Below are 14,032 nucleotides of genomic sequence, written 5' to 3'. Positions count from 1 at the left end.
ACAGCTCGCGATTACTGTAGCCATGGATTACTGCAATCACCCTTACTGCGACTCCTATTATGCTGCTAGTGATTTTTTCCAGCAATCGGACTTTTTTGAACGCTCTATATAAGCTAAAAATCCCATTTTATCTAAAAAGTCCAAACCGCGCAAAAGTTTACTATTGTCCGTAAGACATTAAGCACCTATGATTCCAAGTGATGATTTCCAGCAAATGTTTGCCTTAAAGGAGGAACTGAATTGAAGAACAAGCTATACTACGGTGCTGCTTGGTATCCCGAGCTATGGAGTGAAGAGGTGCTTGAGCAGGACATCCTTCTAATGAAAGAAACGGGGATTAATATCGTACGAATCGGAGAATTCATTTGGTCTGCTTTGGAGCCAGAAGAAGATAAGATTGATATCGGTCCCGTCGTGAAATATATCGAAAGGTTACATAGAAACGGAATTGACACAGTAATGTGTACGCCGACACCTACACCCCCCATCTGGCTTACTCATGGACATCCTGAGCGCTGTTATGTGGATGAAAGCGGAACGGTAATGGGACATGGAGCACGGCAGCATATCTGTACGAACAATCCTTATTTTCGTGAGCGGGCAGCCATTATTACGGAGCATATTGCCAAGGAGACCGGAGCACTGCCGGGGTTAACCGCCTGGCAGCTTGATAACGAATTCAAAGCGCATGTGGCGGAGTGTATGTGTGAGACCTGTAAAGGCTTATGGCATATCTGGTTGCAGCAGCGCTACAGCTCCATTGAAAGGTTGAATGAGGCATGGGGAACAGCCGTCTGGAGCCAAACTTATCAACGTTTTGATCAGGTGCCACAGCCAGGACCCGCACCTTTCCTCCACAATTCATCCCTGCGGACGATGTACCGCTTATTTTCAATGGAAAAGATCGCTGAATTCGCCGATGAGCAGGCTGATATTATCCGCCGCCACTCCACTGCGCCAATTACCCACAACAGCAGTGTCGCTTTTCATCTAGATAATGAGCGGCTATTTCAAAATCTCGACTTTGCTGCCTACGACACCTATGCCTCACAGGAAAATATGCATGCTTATCTGCTTAACTGTGATCTGTGGCGAAATTTCAAGCCGGGAAAAGATTTCTGGATAATGGAGACCGGACCCTCGTTTGCCGCATCTCTAGTCAGTTTTGGTGTGCCCCATCCGAATGGATATCTGAAAGCAGAAGCAGTTGCCGCCTATGCGCTGGGTGCAGGTGCATTTTGCTATTGGCTCTGGCGCCAGCATACTTCCGGAAGTGAACAAACGCATAGCTCGATCCTTAGTGCCTGGGGAGAACCAGCTCTAGGGTACGTTAATGTGCTGGAGGCCAATCAAGCACGGCGGGAAATTGAACAAATTATGCTCTCCACCCGGCCCCTTCGGGCAGATGTTGCGATTACCTATTCGGACAGAACCAAAGCTTATCTCGCAACTGAACCTCATCGGAAGCTAAATTATCGTAGTCTGCTGGGCGATTTCTACAAAAGAGTTCTTCATATGGGCATTCACAGGGATCTGCTGCCCGAAGGCGGAGACTTAACCGGATACAAGCTGTTATTCACTCCGTTCGTACATTATTTGTCCCCCGAGTATGTGCAAAGTGCCCTGGCCTTTACAGCAGCTGGCGGGATTTGGATTGTCGGTCCTCTTACCGGAGGACGAACGAAGGAGCATACCCTTCACACGAATGCCGGACTTGGGGAATTGGAGCGGTTAGCAGGCGTCAAAACTAAGTTTACCTATCCGCTGGAATCAACAGGCACGATTGGACACGCTTTTGGGGTATCTGCTCCCTTGTCCTTGTGGAGTTCTGTTTTTGAACCCGTTTCAGAGTCCGTTACCAGTATCGGAATGTTTACGGAGGGGGTGACGCCGGGGTTGTCCTTCCTGACGGAGCAGCCTTACGGACAAGGCACTATTGTTATGCTGGGTTCAATGCCTGCCGGTGAAGAAGGCAACCTAATGTTATGTAAACTCATTGATCATTATGCAGAACGTGCTGGTGTTACCCTACGCAGTGATGTCACTAAGGGAACCCTTGTCTGCCCTAGAAGCGATGACCAGGCTGCCGAAGTCTGGACCCTTGTAAATATGGATGGACACGGGGGAAGTCTCACACTCCCGCGGGACGGACATGATGTTCTCTCAGGCAAATCCGTGGCCTGCGGCCCCCTCTCCCTTGGTGCATATGAGTACCGAGTAATCCGGTTATAAATACTTATCCTTGCAGCATAAAAAGCCGCTAACTCCTTGGTCACCCAAGCGGTTAGCGGCTTCGTTTCCGTTATTTTAACTTTTAATAACGCCTTTTTTAAGAATAACGTTCCCATACAACGCTTCTTCACCAGTAACTATAACTGCATAACTTTGCTTAGAACGGTTATAGAAATCAAAACGTTCCTCATGTTTAATCGTGGCTTCAGCATCATGTTTGGCGATGATTGTCTCGTATGTGGTCCAAATGACCGGCACAGTTGGATCTCCTGCAACCACTGCCATAAAAGCCACCTGTTGCTCTGCGTAATGATCCAGAGGTAACAACTCTAAGATGGCATCCAGCAGTTCAGGAATACCGATGCCATCATATCTCAGTACCCTCGGATTCAACGAATGTCCGGGATAATTCGCATCAGCCAATACAAGCTCATCCCCATGACCCATCTCCATCAGAATGCGTACCAGCTCCGGAGACAGCAGCTTAGGAATTCCTTTTAACATAAGGCACCTCTTTACTTCCCATAAAATGATCGCAACGCTACCAGCTCATCAATCCGATGCTGTGGCAATTCTCTCTCCCCGCCAATCATCCGGGTAATGAAGGTGAGCTTGGCGGTATACTCAAGCCGCTCCATATTCAGATATGCTTCCATAACATCTTCTCCCCAAGTAAGGGCTCCGTGATTCTCTAGCAGAACCGCAGTTTTTTTGCCCAGGAAAGGCATCAGTGAATCTGGAATTTCTTCCGTCGATGGTGTTCCATATTCCGCCAACGGAATATCTCCGATCATAATCACCGACTCTGGCATCATCATCTTGTCGAGCGCCTCACCTTTTATGGCAAATGCAGTAGCATACGGGGGATGTGCATGGACCACACCCTTCATCTCTGGCAGCTCATTATAAATTCTTAGATGCATTTTTGCTTCCGTTGAGGGTCTGTAGCCTTCAGCTGCTTCAAGGACTTCACCTTGCAGATTCACTTTTACAAGCATATGAGGCTCTAAATATCCCTTACTCACCGCTCTGGGGGTAGTCAGAATTACATTCTCTGATAAGCGAGCAGAAATATTCCCATCATTAGCCGCGATAAAATCTTTATTAAACAGGTTTCTCCCGATATCACAAATCTGCAAACGTAATTTTTGTTCTAAGGTATCCATAGGGTTTCTCTCCTCGTATCCTATTTTTCACAAACCTTCACCAAAGAAGGCTGATATGTCTTAAAGGCAAAAGATCTTTCCACTACCTGCTTGCCCCCGGAGATTTCCAGTTCCCCTAGGGCAGCCAGTTGAATAATTATATTGCCAATTGCACCGGCTTCCACAGGCCCTGCTACAACTTTTCTCCCCGTAATATTAGCGGTAAGCTGACAGAGCAGTTCATTCTGAATCCCACCACCGACCATATGAATGATATTGATTTTTTTGCCGGTGATCTCTTCCATTTCGTCAATCGTATGGCGATAGGACTCTGCTAAGCTCTCAAGTATGACGCGTATAATCTCAGCTTTCGTATAAGGGGCTTGCTGGCCTGTTCGTTCGCAATATTCTCTAATCCGTTGGGTCATCACACCGGGTATACTGAACAGCTCGTCATTCGGATCAATAATTGCTGGGGCATGATTTATGGTTTCGGCTAGCTCAACCATTTGGCCTTGGCTGACGTATTTTCCCGCTTCTGCCCAATTCCTTTGCAGCTCCTGCAAAATCCATAGTCCCGTTATATTTTTGAGCAAACGATTAGATTGGCCGTAACACTGCTCATTTGTGAATCCGTATTCATAGCTTTTCTCTGTAATGACAGCTTTAGGCGTCTCCATGCCCACTAACGACCATGTACCACAGCTAATAAATGCTGCATCTTCCTTTAGAGAATAAGGAATAGAAGCTACTGCTGAAGCCGTATCATGAGAAGCACCCGCAATTACCTCCATTGAACCTACGCTAAGCTCCTCTTGAATTACCGGAAGGATAGAACCAATAACCGTTCCCGCTTGAACCCGTTGTGGCACTATACCAACCGGGATATTAAGCCTGCTGAATACTTCAGTGGAGACTTCACCAGATACAGCGTCCATTAAGCCACTTGTACTCCAAATCGTGCTTTCTGCTGCCGCAATACCAGAGAATAAATAGTGGAACAGGTCTGGCATCATTAAAATAGTATCTGCAACCTCTAGCAGAGAATCGTTATCCTGAAAATCAGCAAACAGCTGATAAACCGTATTAATCAAGCTCGGTTGAATACCTGTAATGCTAAATTGCTCCCTTGGTGGAAGCAGCGCCTCCAACCCTAGACGATGGCTTCCCATTCTCCTATCCCTATAATGATGGGGGGAATAGAGCAACATCCCTCTTTTATCAATAAAACCGTAATCGACTCCCCACGTATCCACGCTTAGAGACCTCAATTTTCCATGCGCCCTATAAGCTCTCTGGATTCCTTTTTTCATTTCGTGGAAGAGCTTCAAAACATCCCAATACAAATGCCCGCCAACATACACCGGCGTATTAGCAAACCGATGAATTTCTTCTATGCGAAGGGTGTTACCGTCATACAATCCCAACATCACTCTTCCGGAACTGGCGCCAAGATCCATAGCCAGAAGCTTAATCGTATCACCCATTTCAAGCACACCTGCTCCACAAGAAGATTTTAATATAGCGGTCCGAAATTCTGACAGGCTCTGTAATCTGCTCCTTCCAGATTCTCCGTCCCAAATAACGACCACACCCGTGGTCTGAAAATACGTGATTCCTCAACGTTATGCATGCTTACTGGAATGCGTAAAATCGACGCCAGCGTAATCAGATCCGCCCCGATATGGCCATAACTGATCGCCCCATGATTCGCGCCCCAATTATTCATGACATCATATACCGATTGGAATGAACCACTGTTAATTAGCTTAGGAGCGAACCAGGTCGTCGGCCATGTCGGATCTGTTCTTTGATCCAAAGTATGATGAACCTCTTCAGGCAGCTCTACGGTGTAACCTTCAACAAGCTGAAGAACAGGTCCAAGCCCCTTCACCAGGTTCAAACGAGCCATAGTAACCGGCATTCCGCCTTGAGTTAAATAATCGGTAGAGAAGCCGCCTCCCCGGAAATATTCTTGAGAAGCTGGCCGGAATTGTGTATTGCTTAGACAAGCCTCAGCCTCTTCGTCTGTAATCTCCCAAAAAGGTTTGATTGCAGGCTTACCCTCTATCCTTTGCTCACCTGTACCATCAAGCGCTGCCGAACCAGAGTTGATCAGATGCAGTATTCCGTGAGCTGCTTCTCCTTCCAATTGATGACCCGTCACTCGCTTCACAGCATCGGGACTCCAGAAGGTTCGGACATCCGCAAAGATTTGTGCTGTATTCGTAAGCAAATAATTGAACAGCATCGTTACCCCATTCAAGCTGTCATTCTCTGTCGCTACGAGATAAGGTGCACGTTTGCCGTTCCAGTCAAAAGAAGAATTCAACATCGTCTCCATGAAATCGCCGTTAGGGAAATGGTCCGTCCATTGTCTCTGGCCTTGGAAACCGCCAACAATCGCATTGTGGCCGTTAGCTTCCTCCTCAAAACCAAGCTCAGCGAGAACCGGATTGCCGATCATCAGGTCGCGGGCGATCAATGTCATTTTCACACAGGTCTCCCACTGCTTCTCTTTCTCTTCTGCACTGATTTGCAGATGCGGCGGATTATTATCGGCGCCAACTTGGCAGTTTTCTTTAGTCCACGCTAGCGCACGCTTAAATTCCTCTTTATCATAAATCTCTTCTTCAAAGCGCCGGACATATTCAGACATATCTATATATTCATTGCGCATGCCCAGATACTCTTGGAAAAACTGTTCATTCACAATGGAACCCGCAATCCCCATCGAAACAGAACCCATAGATAAATATGATTTCCCCTTCATTTGAGCAACTGCTAAGCCTGCTCTAGCAAACTGCAGCAATTTAGACTGCACATCCGCTGGAATCTCTTCACTGCTAGACTCTTGAACATCTTCACCATAGATACCAAACGCAGGAATTCCCTTTTGAGCATACGCCGAGAGAACAGCAGCTAGATACACAGCACCCGGCCGTTCCGTTCCGTTAAATCCCCACACGGCATGCGGAATGGATGTATCCATATCCATTGTCTCTGAGCCATAACACCAGCAAGGCGTCACGGTGATCGACACCCCTACGTTAGCCCCGGAGAATTTCTGAGCCGCAGCAGCAGCTTCTTTAACTCCACCGATCGTAGAATCGGCGATGATGCACTCTACAGGACTCCCATTCGGATACCTTAAATTCGCTTCAATAAACTTAGCCACCCGCTGAGCCATGCCCATCGTTTGCTCTTCCAGTGATTCACGAACGCCTCTTCTTCTGCCATCAATGGTTGGGCGGATACCAATTTTCGGATAGTTTTCTATCAATGCCGTTCCTCCTCAAGATCATCTTAGAGTCATCGTTAATAGATCTATTTCTCCTTCATCATAAAATCTGCAAGCGCTTTAGTCAACACAAAACAACATATCCTCTAAACAAAAGTGTGGTTTTATGTGATATTATTATTATATATTGTGGTTTTATGTGAATATGTAATTATTTTTAGATTTAAACAACAATGTAGTACACTAGAAAGCAGACGATTTATATATAAAGGTGAGTGAACGAATGAAAGCATTTGAACGACGGGATCTAATTATTAAAGAGCTTTACAGACAGAAGAAGGTCCATGTCGCAGAGCTAGCGCAAAAATTCAACGTCTCGGAAGAGACCATTCGGCGGGATCTAGATAAACTGGACAAAGAAGGTCTTGCCAAAAAAAATTATGGTGGAGCCATTCTCAACGCCCATACCAATGAAGATCCTTCCTACATCAGCAGACATCAGGTCAATATTGAAGCAAAGCGAATCATAGCCGATAATGTACTGCAATTAATCAATGATGGAGACAGCTTGGTGACGGATACGAGCTCAACGGTGTTTGAAGCCTTGCGTAGAATTATTGAGGAGAAAAACAATCTGACAATTATTACGAACTCTCTGGTGGTATTATCCGAATTTCAACACTCCGGTCAAAAGCTGATTTCCACAGGTGGAATTTTAGGCCCCGAGACCAGCTCCTTTGTTGGAAATACCGCTTCACAGACGATTCGAAAATATAATGTGGATGTAGCTATATTCAGCTGTAAAGCATTGTCCATGACAGGCGGGCTAAGTGATTCAAATGAAGAAGAAAGTGAACTGAAGGTGCTTATGCAGCAGCAGGCAAATAAAGTGGTTCTGCTCGTAGATCACTCCAAATTTGACCGGACTGCGTTCATTAAGTTGTTCAGCTTTGATAGAGTGGATTATATTGTTACAGATCAGAAGCCTTCTGAGGAATGGACCGATTTCTTAAATAATTACCATGTATCTCTTATCTATGCGCCCGCTGAGTGATCAGCAGGTGCATAGATAAAGAGAGATAAGAACTTTATAACTTAGTTGTTTAAAAGACCACTTTCCAAGACGACCTTCAGCCATTCCCCAGCAATCAGATCATGCCCGGCAGTCGTCGGATGAACGCCATCCCACAGCCAGTAGGCTGCTTCTGCTCTCTCCACAGCTGCATTGAAAGCATCCTGTAAAGGTACATAGACCGTATCAAATTGCTCAGACAGCTGCTTAACCACTCCCTGATAATGTGTAATCTTCGCTTCCCATTCTGCCCACTGTTCAGCTGGAGCTCCGGTATTTAAAATAAAAGGCTCACATAAAACCAGCTTCGTATGTGGCAGAACTTCACGTGTTTCTTCAAGTACGTGACGGTAAGCGCGTTCAAAACGGTCCGTAACTCCACTTGGTTCCCCTTTCATCATTCTCCAAATATCGTTAACCCCAATCAATATACTAATGATGTCAGGCTGCAAGCTAATTGCATCTTCATTCCAGCGTGCATATAAATCGGAGATTCGATCTCCACTCACTCCGCGGTTATAGAATACCAGATTCTCTTCTGCCCGCTCATTCCCTAGCTTGCCCCCAATGATATACGCATAGCTATGTCCAAGAATATGATTCGGGTCTTCATCACGACCCCGATTCCCATCCGTAATGGAGTCACCCTGAAATAAGATCACTTTTGATTTTTTAGTAGCTGGATTAGTCATTGAATCTTTCATCTCCTTGATTACTAGTATATTAATCATTCAACTTGAATGTCTCCTATAATACAAGTAAAGTTATCATATAGAATACAAGGAGGAAAGAGAAAAATGAAATATAGAAGACTAGGCAATTCAGGGCTCAAAATCAGTGAGATCGGACTAGGCAGTTGGCTTACATATGGAACAGCAGCAGAGCAAAAGGCAGCCGATGCTTGTATCAGCAAAGCTTTTGAATGCGGTATCAATTTCTTTGATACGGCTAATGCATATAACCGTGGTGAAGGCGAAAAAGCGATGGGTGCTGCTCTACGCTCCTATGAAAGATCATCTTATGTGCTAAGTACAAAGGTCTTTTTCCCCATGGGAGACGATGTTAATAACCGTGGTTTGTCCCGGAAGCATATTATGGAGCAATGTGAAGCCAGCCTCCGCCGCTTAGGCACCGATTATATTGATGTATATTTTTGTCATCGCTTTGATACAGAGACCCCTGTAGAGGAGACTCTACGCGCGCTGGATGATCTGACGGCTCAAGGTAAGATTCTCTACTCCGCTGTTAGCGAATGGAGCGCAGCCCAAATCTCCAATGCTGCTGGTATCAGCCGCAGACTGAATCTGCGTCCACTGATCTCGAATCAACCTATCTATAATATGTTCGAACGTTATATTGAAGACGAGGTCCTTGAAGTATCCCAGCGTGAGGGGCTGGGCCAAGTGGTCTTCTCTCCACTAGCGCAAGGAATTCTGACTGGCAAATACAAACCGGGGCAACAACCTCCAGCAGGAACCCGTGCAGCGGATAATTCAGTTAATGGTGTGATCTCCAGCTACCTCCGTGATGATGTGTTGTCTGTGGTTGGACAGCTGGATGAACTCGCTCACAGTTTAGACCTGAAGCTTTCGCAATTGGCATTGGCATGGATTCTACGCCAGCCTGGTGTAAGTTCAGCATTAATTGGTGCCAGTAAACCAGAGCAAGTTGCAGAAAATGCCAAAGCTGTAGATACGGTACTCTCCGAAGATACTTTGCAGCAAATCGAGGAGATTCTTAAGCCGGTAGCTGATTTTGCTCCTGCAAGATAACCTATTGCGCACTTGCCATATAGTACACAAAAGAGGTTGTGCCAAAAGCCATCACCATGGCTTAGGCACATCCTCTTTTTCTTTAAGAAATCAATTTAGACTCTTCGGCTTGTTCAGAAGCCTTATGGATAAAAGGCTCCAGTGGTTTCTTGAGGAGTAATGCCAGCAAGAGTGCCAGCACACCGAAGATAATCAAATAAATCACATCACGAATCGCCACTTCCGGCAGAATTCCCCCTACCGCCTCCCGCATCAGACTAATTGCATAGGTAAACGGCATATATGGATTTAATATTTGAAAAAAACGCCCAGTCGTACTAATCGGAAATGTACCGCCGGAGCTAGAGAATTGAAGCACCATGAACACGATTGCTATTCCTTTTCCCAGGTTGCCAAATACAGCGACAAGCGTAAATACAATGGTTACGAACACGATGCTGATTAACACTCCAAAAAGTACAAACCACACCTTATTCACCACATAACAGTGCAAAATAAAAATGTTGCCCAGGACAGCCACCAGCCCCTGAAGAATCCCCACCGTAAGGAAGGTCAGCAGGCGGCCAAAATACAATTGATATCTTTTGTACGTTAGCCCCCCCGTATCCACACCTGTGCGGAGAAGAGAGACAAGCAGTGTGCCTCCGACCCATAAGGAAAGTACGACATAAAAAGGAGTCATTGCTGAGCCGTAATTCGGAATGGGATATAACTTATTCTCTTTTAACACTACCGGATTGGCCAAAAAATCACTTTTGCTCTTAATATCTCCTCCGAGCAGTTGCGCAATTTCCCCCAGATCAATCTCTTCTTTAATTTGGCGGATCGTGGAGGCGGCTTTTCGAATCGAGTCTTCCAGTACTGGAAGATCATTTCTTACCAAATCTGCGGCAAGCGCCACTCCTTTATCTGCACGGGGGAGTCCTGTACGAATCAGCTCCGAGACCTGATGAACCCGCTCTTCTACAGTAGGCAGATCCTGACGCACGAAATTCGCAGCTTGCTGTATCTTTTCCCCTGCAGTAGGTAAGCTGCTCTCCAATAGCGGAAGTGTATCTCGGATGAAAGCACCAAAGCCCTGGGTCTGATCGGCAACCCCACTGGCTGCTGTGTGGACCGCTTCGCGTATAGCTGGCAAATCCTGCTGCAGACTAGCTAAGCTTGTCTGCCCGAACTCAATCGCCGACATTGTCTCTTCCAGCAGGGTACCCAGCGCGGGTAAACGATCTGGCACCTGCTGCAATGCGGTAGCTGTGACATCTGCCGCCGAAGTTATTTGCTCCAGTTTATTTTTTATGGCAGGGATAGTCGACGAATCATATCCTGAGATAAGCTTCGCAATCGCCAGCTTCCCAAGACCAGACTTTAGGAACAATTGGTTAATTGCACTGGAATCAGCGTTATCCTTATTCTGAAGGTCAGCCGTCATAGCATTTACCAAGGACTTCTGACTGTTCAAAACACTGTCTACACCTTTCAATGCCGCAAGCTCAGCAATAGACACTGTTTCAGGGGAAAATGTGTTCAATGCATTTAACAAAGAAAGTGTGTGTTCAATTACGCTGCTTCCTGCAGCCAACTGTGCTGAGAGTAACTCCAACTGCTCACGTACAGCTTGCGGCTCGTTATCTTCTCCCTTTAACTGTTCAGCAAGCTTGACCACTGAGCTCTCCGTTTGCTGTAGGAGATTAAGATTTTGTTTGACAGCTACTGGAACAGCTTCAAATGCAGCACTGCTCTTCTCCAAAAATTGCTGAAGCTCCAGAACAAAATCATTTCCGGCTGTAGCAATCTTTTCTGCCTCAGGCAGTGCTGTTAAGGCAGCATTAACGATTTTATGCGCTTCCGTAAGACCTTGCGAGGCCTGAGCCATGATCTGTTCAACTTCACCATAATGGTTATCAAGTTGAACGATTAGCTGTGCCGCTTCTTCAATCTTGGGCAGCTTGTCCTGTAGCCCCCCTAAATGATCTAAGGTACTCGCGATTTGCGGCCAATGCTCAGCAATTTTCTCTAAAGCCTCACCCGCTTTTTCCACCTCTGGCAGCTTATTCTCCAATGTGGAAATACGCTCTGCTGAGGCATGAATCTGCGGCCAATTTTCCTGAATTTTTAATACTCGTTTACCTGCGGTTTCAATTTCTGGCAGGCTCGCCTCTAATTTAAACAATCCTTTTTCTACCTTGCGTATAATGGGCAATTCAGATTGAAATTCCTTATCGATTTGACTTAAAACAGTAAATACCGTCTCACTAATCGTTTCCGTGAAATTCTCACTGATCTGTGTGGTGATTGAAGTGGCGCCCTTATCCGTGATTTTAGGAGCAATCGCATTTATTTTCTCATTGACGGTATATTCGATCTCTGGTTTCACAATCGTTCCTTCAAGAATTCCAGTCATTCGTTTGGAGAAATTAGCAGGGATAACAATACTGGCATAGTAGTCTCCGCGTTTGACACCATTATGTGCAGTCTCTGCATCTACAAAGGTCCAGCCCAAGTTTTTATTGCTCCGAAGACTTTCCATGACCTCATTGCCGATATTAAAATTCTTCTCCTGCACCTTAGTACCTTCATCTAAGCTGGTAACAGCAATTTTAATGCCAGAAGTATTGCTATAAGGATCCCATACTGACGCAACGTTCACCCAATCATATACGGAGGGCAATACCACCAAAGCGGCAACCAGCAATACGGCCACAGGAACTCTGAATAAGTTACGCCAATCGTTCCTATAAATCCGTAGTATTCCGCCCATTCGCTGCTCCCCCTAATCTGCATGTTTTGATATTTTAATATGCCCGAGGAGACAAGCTTTTACTATTCATTTTAGGGAACTCATGACTTCTCATTGCTTTTTAAAAAAACTTTTAAAAAAATGCAACAAAAACTGCTCTTCTCACGTAAAGAGTAATATAAACCCGTTTAAGAAAAAACAGAGCGGGTAATAAGTTTTATACAACGTCTTACATATCTCAAGGGGGAGATTAATAATGTTTAAGAAAAAGTCAGCGTATGTGTTACCGGTTGTTGTTCTGTTGTTTCTTTCCCTCATTACTTCTGCAAGTACCATTGGAACACGGGTAGATGCGCAAGATAGTGACAAGACCCAGCATCAAACAGTTTACTTTCATACTATTGAATCCGACCATGGCAAGCTCTCCGGTACGACCGATGAAATAAACTGGTATCAGGGTGCTGATGCCGATCGAATCTTTGCTGAAAGAGATCCAGAAGCTGCAGCAGAAATAGGCGGAGCTCCAGACAGTTATTATATTGTAAATGATGTTGATACTCTGACAACTTATCCGATTGCGGATAACGCCACAGTGACGATGCAAATTTTTGATCACACTGGCAATATGGATGACTTGGATATCAACTGGAATGAGTCCATCACCTTACAGCAATTTATGGATCAATTTAATAAAACGGATGTCATCGACTTGAGCCAGTTCCCGTATCACATCACCATTCAGGACGGCGTAATTACTTCTATCGTTCAACAATATATACCTTAAGGTGCAACATAAGAAAGAGGGTTACTCAGCAGCCATGTAAATGGCTTATAAGTAACCCTCTTTTTTTATTTGCTTAACGAATTATTGTTTAGCTGCATCCTTAACGGGAACCCCAAAATTCGGCGTACCATCTTCATTCCAATGGAAGACTTGAGCACGAGTATGACGGTTCGGATCGTACAGCGGATCGCCGGTAATTTCTTTATAATTGCGGCAGTGGTAGATGAGTACATCTTCCCCATTTTCATTTACAGTAAAGCTGTTATGACCCGGTCCATATTGTCCATTCTCTTCATTGGTCTGGAATACCGGTTCCGGCAGTTTGGTCCATGAAGTGGCATCCAGCAGGTCGCTGTCCTCATCTGCAACTAAAAGTCCCATGCAGTAATTGAAGTCCGTAGCGCTAGCCGAGAAGCTGATAAAGATACGGCCGTTACGTTTAAGCACTGCAGCTCCTTCGTTTACCTTGTACCCAATAATCTCCCAGTCATATTCAGGAGTAGCAATCATGGTCTGAGGACCGGTTAGCGTCCATGGATTACTCATTTCCGAAATATACAGGTTAGAATTCCCCTCAATATTCAGATCCTTCTGTGCCCATACATAATACAATTTTCCTTTGTGTTGAAAGGTGGTTGCATCCAATGCAAAGGATTCCCAAGCGGTTTTTACCTGGCCTTTTTCTACCCATGTTCCTTCTAAAGGATTGGCAGATTCATTCTCAAGAGCAAACATACGGTGATCGAATAATCCATCCTTCGTCTCCGTAGTACGCGCCGCCGCGAAATAAATGTACCATTTCCCGTCAATATAATGGAGCTCTGGTGCCCAAATGTTTGCACTAAGCGGACCCGTCTCATATTTACGCCAAGCTACAACCGGTTCTGCAGCAGCCAATCCCTCGATTGTTGTTGCTCTCCGTACTTCGATCCGGTCGTATTCTGGAACAGAAGCAATAAAGTAGTAATAACCATCTGTATGTTTATATACCCATGGATCAGCACGTTGCTCCACCAATGGATTTTTATATTCTACACTCGTATTCATAA

The 14,032-nt window shown here is 45.4% G+C and carries 11 protein-coding genes; 4 read left to right on the top strand and 7 right to left on the bottom strand.

Annotated elements, in window-relative coordinates; all coding sequences use genetic code 11:
* Positions 1–240 precede the first annotated feature (240 nt).
* Entirely contained in the window at positions 241–2,232 is a 1,992-nt protein-coding gene (locus MHI51_RS07840) for a beta-galactosidase (RefSeq protein WP_405173745.1), read from the top strand.
* Between the two features lie 75 nt (positions 2,233–2,307).
* On the opposite strand, the gene fucU is transcribed toward MHI51_RS07840, so the two are convergent.
* Genes fucU through MHI51_RS07820 form a run of 4 tightly spaced genes read right to left on the bottom strand, consistent with a single transcriptional unit; the run spans position 2,308 to position 6,660 of the window.
* Complete coding sequence (gene fucU / locus MHI51_RS07835) at positions 2,308–2,736, bottom strand: L-fucose mutarotase (protein ID WP_076277110.1); 429 nt, start codon at positions 2,734–2,736, stop codon at positions 2,308–2,310.
* An 11-nt stretch (positions 2,737–2,747) separates the two neighbouring features.
* Entirely contained in the window at positions 2,748–3,398 is a 651-nt protein-coding gene (locus tag MHI51_RS07830) for a class II aldolase/adducin family protein (RefSeq protein WP_038569477.1), read from the bottom strand.
* A gap of 20 nt (positions 3,399–3,418) precedes the next feature.
* On the bottom strand, positions 3,419–4,864 hold the full coding sequence (locus MHI51_RS07825) for a rhamnulokinase family protein (RefSeq protein WP_076220128.1): 1,446 nt from the start codon (positions 4,862–4,864) through the stop codon (positions 3,419–3,421).
* 29 nt (positions 4,865–4,893) lie between these two features.
* Positions 4,894–6,660 (bottom strand): L-fucose isomerase, encoded by a 1,767-nt coding sequence (locus MHI51_RS07820; RefSeq protein ID WP_405173744.1) that lies wholly within the window; start codon positions 6,658–6,660, stop codon positions 4,894–4,896.
* Positions 6,661–6,901: 241 nt separating this feature from the next.
* Here MHI51_RS07820 and MHI51_RS07815 point away from each other — a divergent pair, with 241 nt between their 5' ends.
* Complete coding sequence (locus tag MHI51_RS07815; RefSeq protein WP_076130709.1) at positions 6,902–7,672, top strand: DeoR/GlpR family DNA-binding transcription regulator; 771 nt, start codon at positions 6,902–6,904, stop codon at positions 7,670–7,672.
* A 41-nt stretch (positions 7,673–7,713) separates the two neighbouring features.
* On the opposite strand, the gene MHI51_RS07810 is transcribed toward MHI51_RS07815, so the two are convergent.
* Entirely contained in the window at positions 7,714–8,421 is a 708-nt protein-coding gene (locus tag MHI51_RS07810; protein ID WP_076220130.1) for an SGNH/GDSL hydrolase family protein, read from the bottom strand.
* A 66-nt stretch (positions 8,422–8,487) separates the two neighbouring features.
* Here MHI51_RS07810 and MHI51_RS07805 point away from each other — a divergent pair, with 66 nt between their 5' ends.
* The gene (locus tag MHI51_RS07805; protein WP_076220131.1) at positions 8,488–9,462 is read left to right on the top strand and encodes an aldo/keto reductase family protein; all 975 of its coding nucleotides are present in this window, start codon (positions 8,488–8,490) and stop codon (positions 9,460–9,462) included.
* Positions 9,463–9,544: 82 nt separating this feature from the next.
* Here MHI51_RS07805 and MHI51_RS07800 read toward each other — a convergent pair whose 3' ends face one another.
* Complete coding sequence (locus MHI51_RS07800) at positions 9,545–12,220, bottom strand: YhgE/Pip domain-containing protein (protein ID WP_076277113.1); 2,676 nt, start codon at positions 12,218–12,220, stop codon at positions 9,545–9,547.
* 235 nt (positions 12,221–12,455) lie between these two features.
* On the opposite strand from MHI51_RS07800, the gene MHI51_RS07795 reads away from it, so the two are divergent.
* The gene (locus MHI51_RS07795) at positions 12,456–12,983 is read left to right on the top strand and encodes a hypothetical protein (protein WP_076220854.1); all 528 of its coding nucleotides are present in this window, start codon (positions 12,456–12,458) and stop codon (positions 12,981–12,983) included.
* 81 nt (positions 12,984–13,064) lie between these two features.
* On the opposite strand, the gene MHI51_RS07790 is transcribed toward MHI51_RS07795, so the two are convergent.
* On the bottom strand, positions 13,065–14,030 hold the full coding sequence (locus MHI51_RS07790) for a family 43 glycosylhydrolase (protein WP_076125166.1): 966 nt from the start codon (positions 14,028–14,030) through the stop codon (positions 13,065–13,067).
* Positions 14,031–14,032 lie beyond the last annotated feature (2 nt).

Source organism: Paenibacillus sp. FSL H8-0260 (assembly GCF_045040625.1).
Classification (GTDB): domain Bacteria; phylum Bacillota; class Bacilli; order Paenibacillales; family Paenibacillaceae; genus Paenibacillus_AQ; species Paenibacillus_AQ odorifer.
Note: the sequence above shows the minus strand (reverse complement) of the source record. Positions and strands in the feature narration are given on the sequence as shown.

What these genes read in the sequence shown, in the direction of transcription:
- fucU (WP_076277110.1), bottom strand. Translation starts at nt 2,736, where the DNA reads ATGTTAAAAGGAATTCCTAAGCTGCTGTCTCCGGAGCTGGTACGCATT.
- MHI51_RS07830 (WP_038569477.1), bottom strand. Translation starts at nt 3,398, where the DNA reads ATGGATACCTTAGAACAAAAATTACGTTTGCAGATTTGTGATATCGGG.
- MHI51_RS07825 (WP_076220128.1), bottom strand. Translation starts at nt 4,864, where the DNA reads ATGGGTGATACGATTAAGCTTCTGGCTATGGATCTTGGCGCCAGTTCC.
- MHI51_RS07815 (WP_076130709.1), top strand. Translation starts at nt 6,902, where the DNA reads ATGAAAGCATTTGAACGACGGGATCTAATTATTAAAGAGCTTTACAGA.
- MHI51_RS07810 (WP_076220130.1), bottom strand. Translation starts at nt 8,421, where the DNA reads ATGATTAATATACTAGTAATCAAGGAGATGAAAGATTCAATGACTAAT.
- MHI51_RS07805 (WP_076220131.1), top strand. Translation starts at nt 8,488, where the DNA reads ATGAAATATAGAAGACTAGGCAATTCAGGGCTCAAAATCAGTGAGATC.
- MHI51_RS07800 (WP_076277113.1), bottom strand. Translation starts at nt 12,220, where the DNA reads ATGGGCGGAATACTACGGATTTATAGGAACGATTGGCGTAACTTATTC.
- MHI51_RS07795 (WP_076220854.1), top strand. Translation starts at nt 12,456, where the DNA reads ATGTTTAAGAAAAAGTCAGCGTATGTGTTACCGGTTGTTGTTCTGTTG.
- MHI51_RS07790 (WP_076125166.1), bottom strand. Translation starts at nt 14,030, where the DNA reads ATGAATACGAGTGTAGAATATAAAAATCCATTGGTGGAGCAACGTGCT.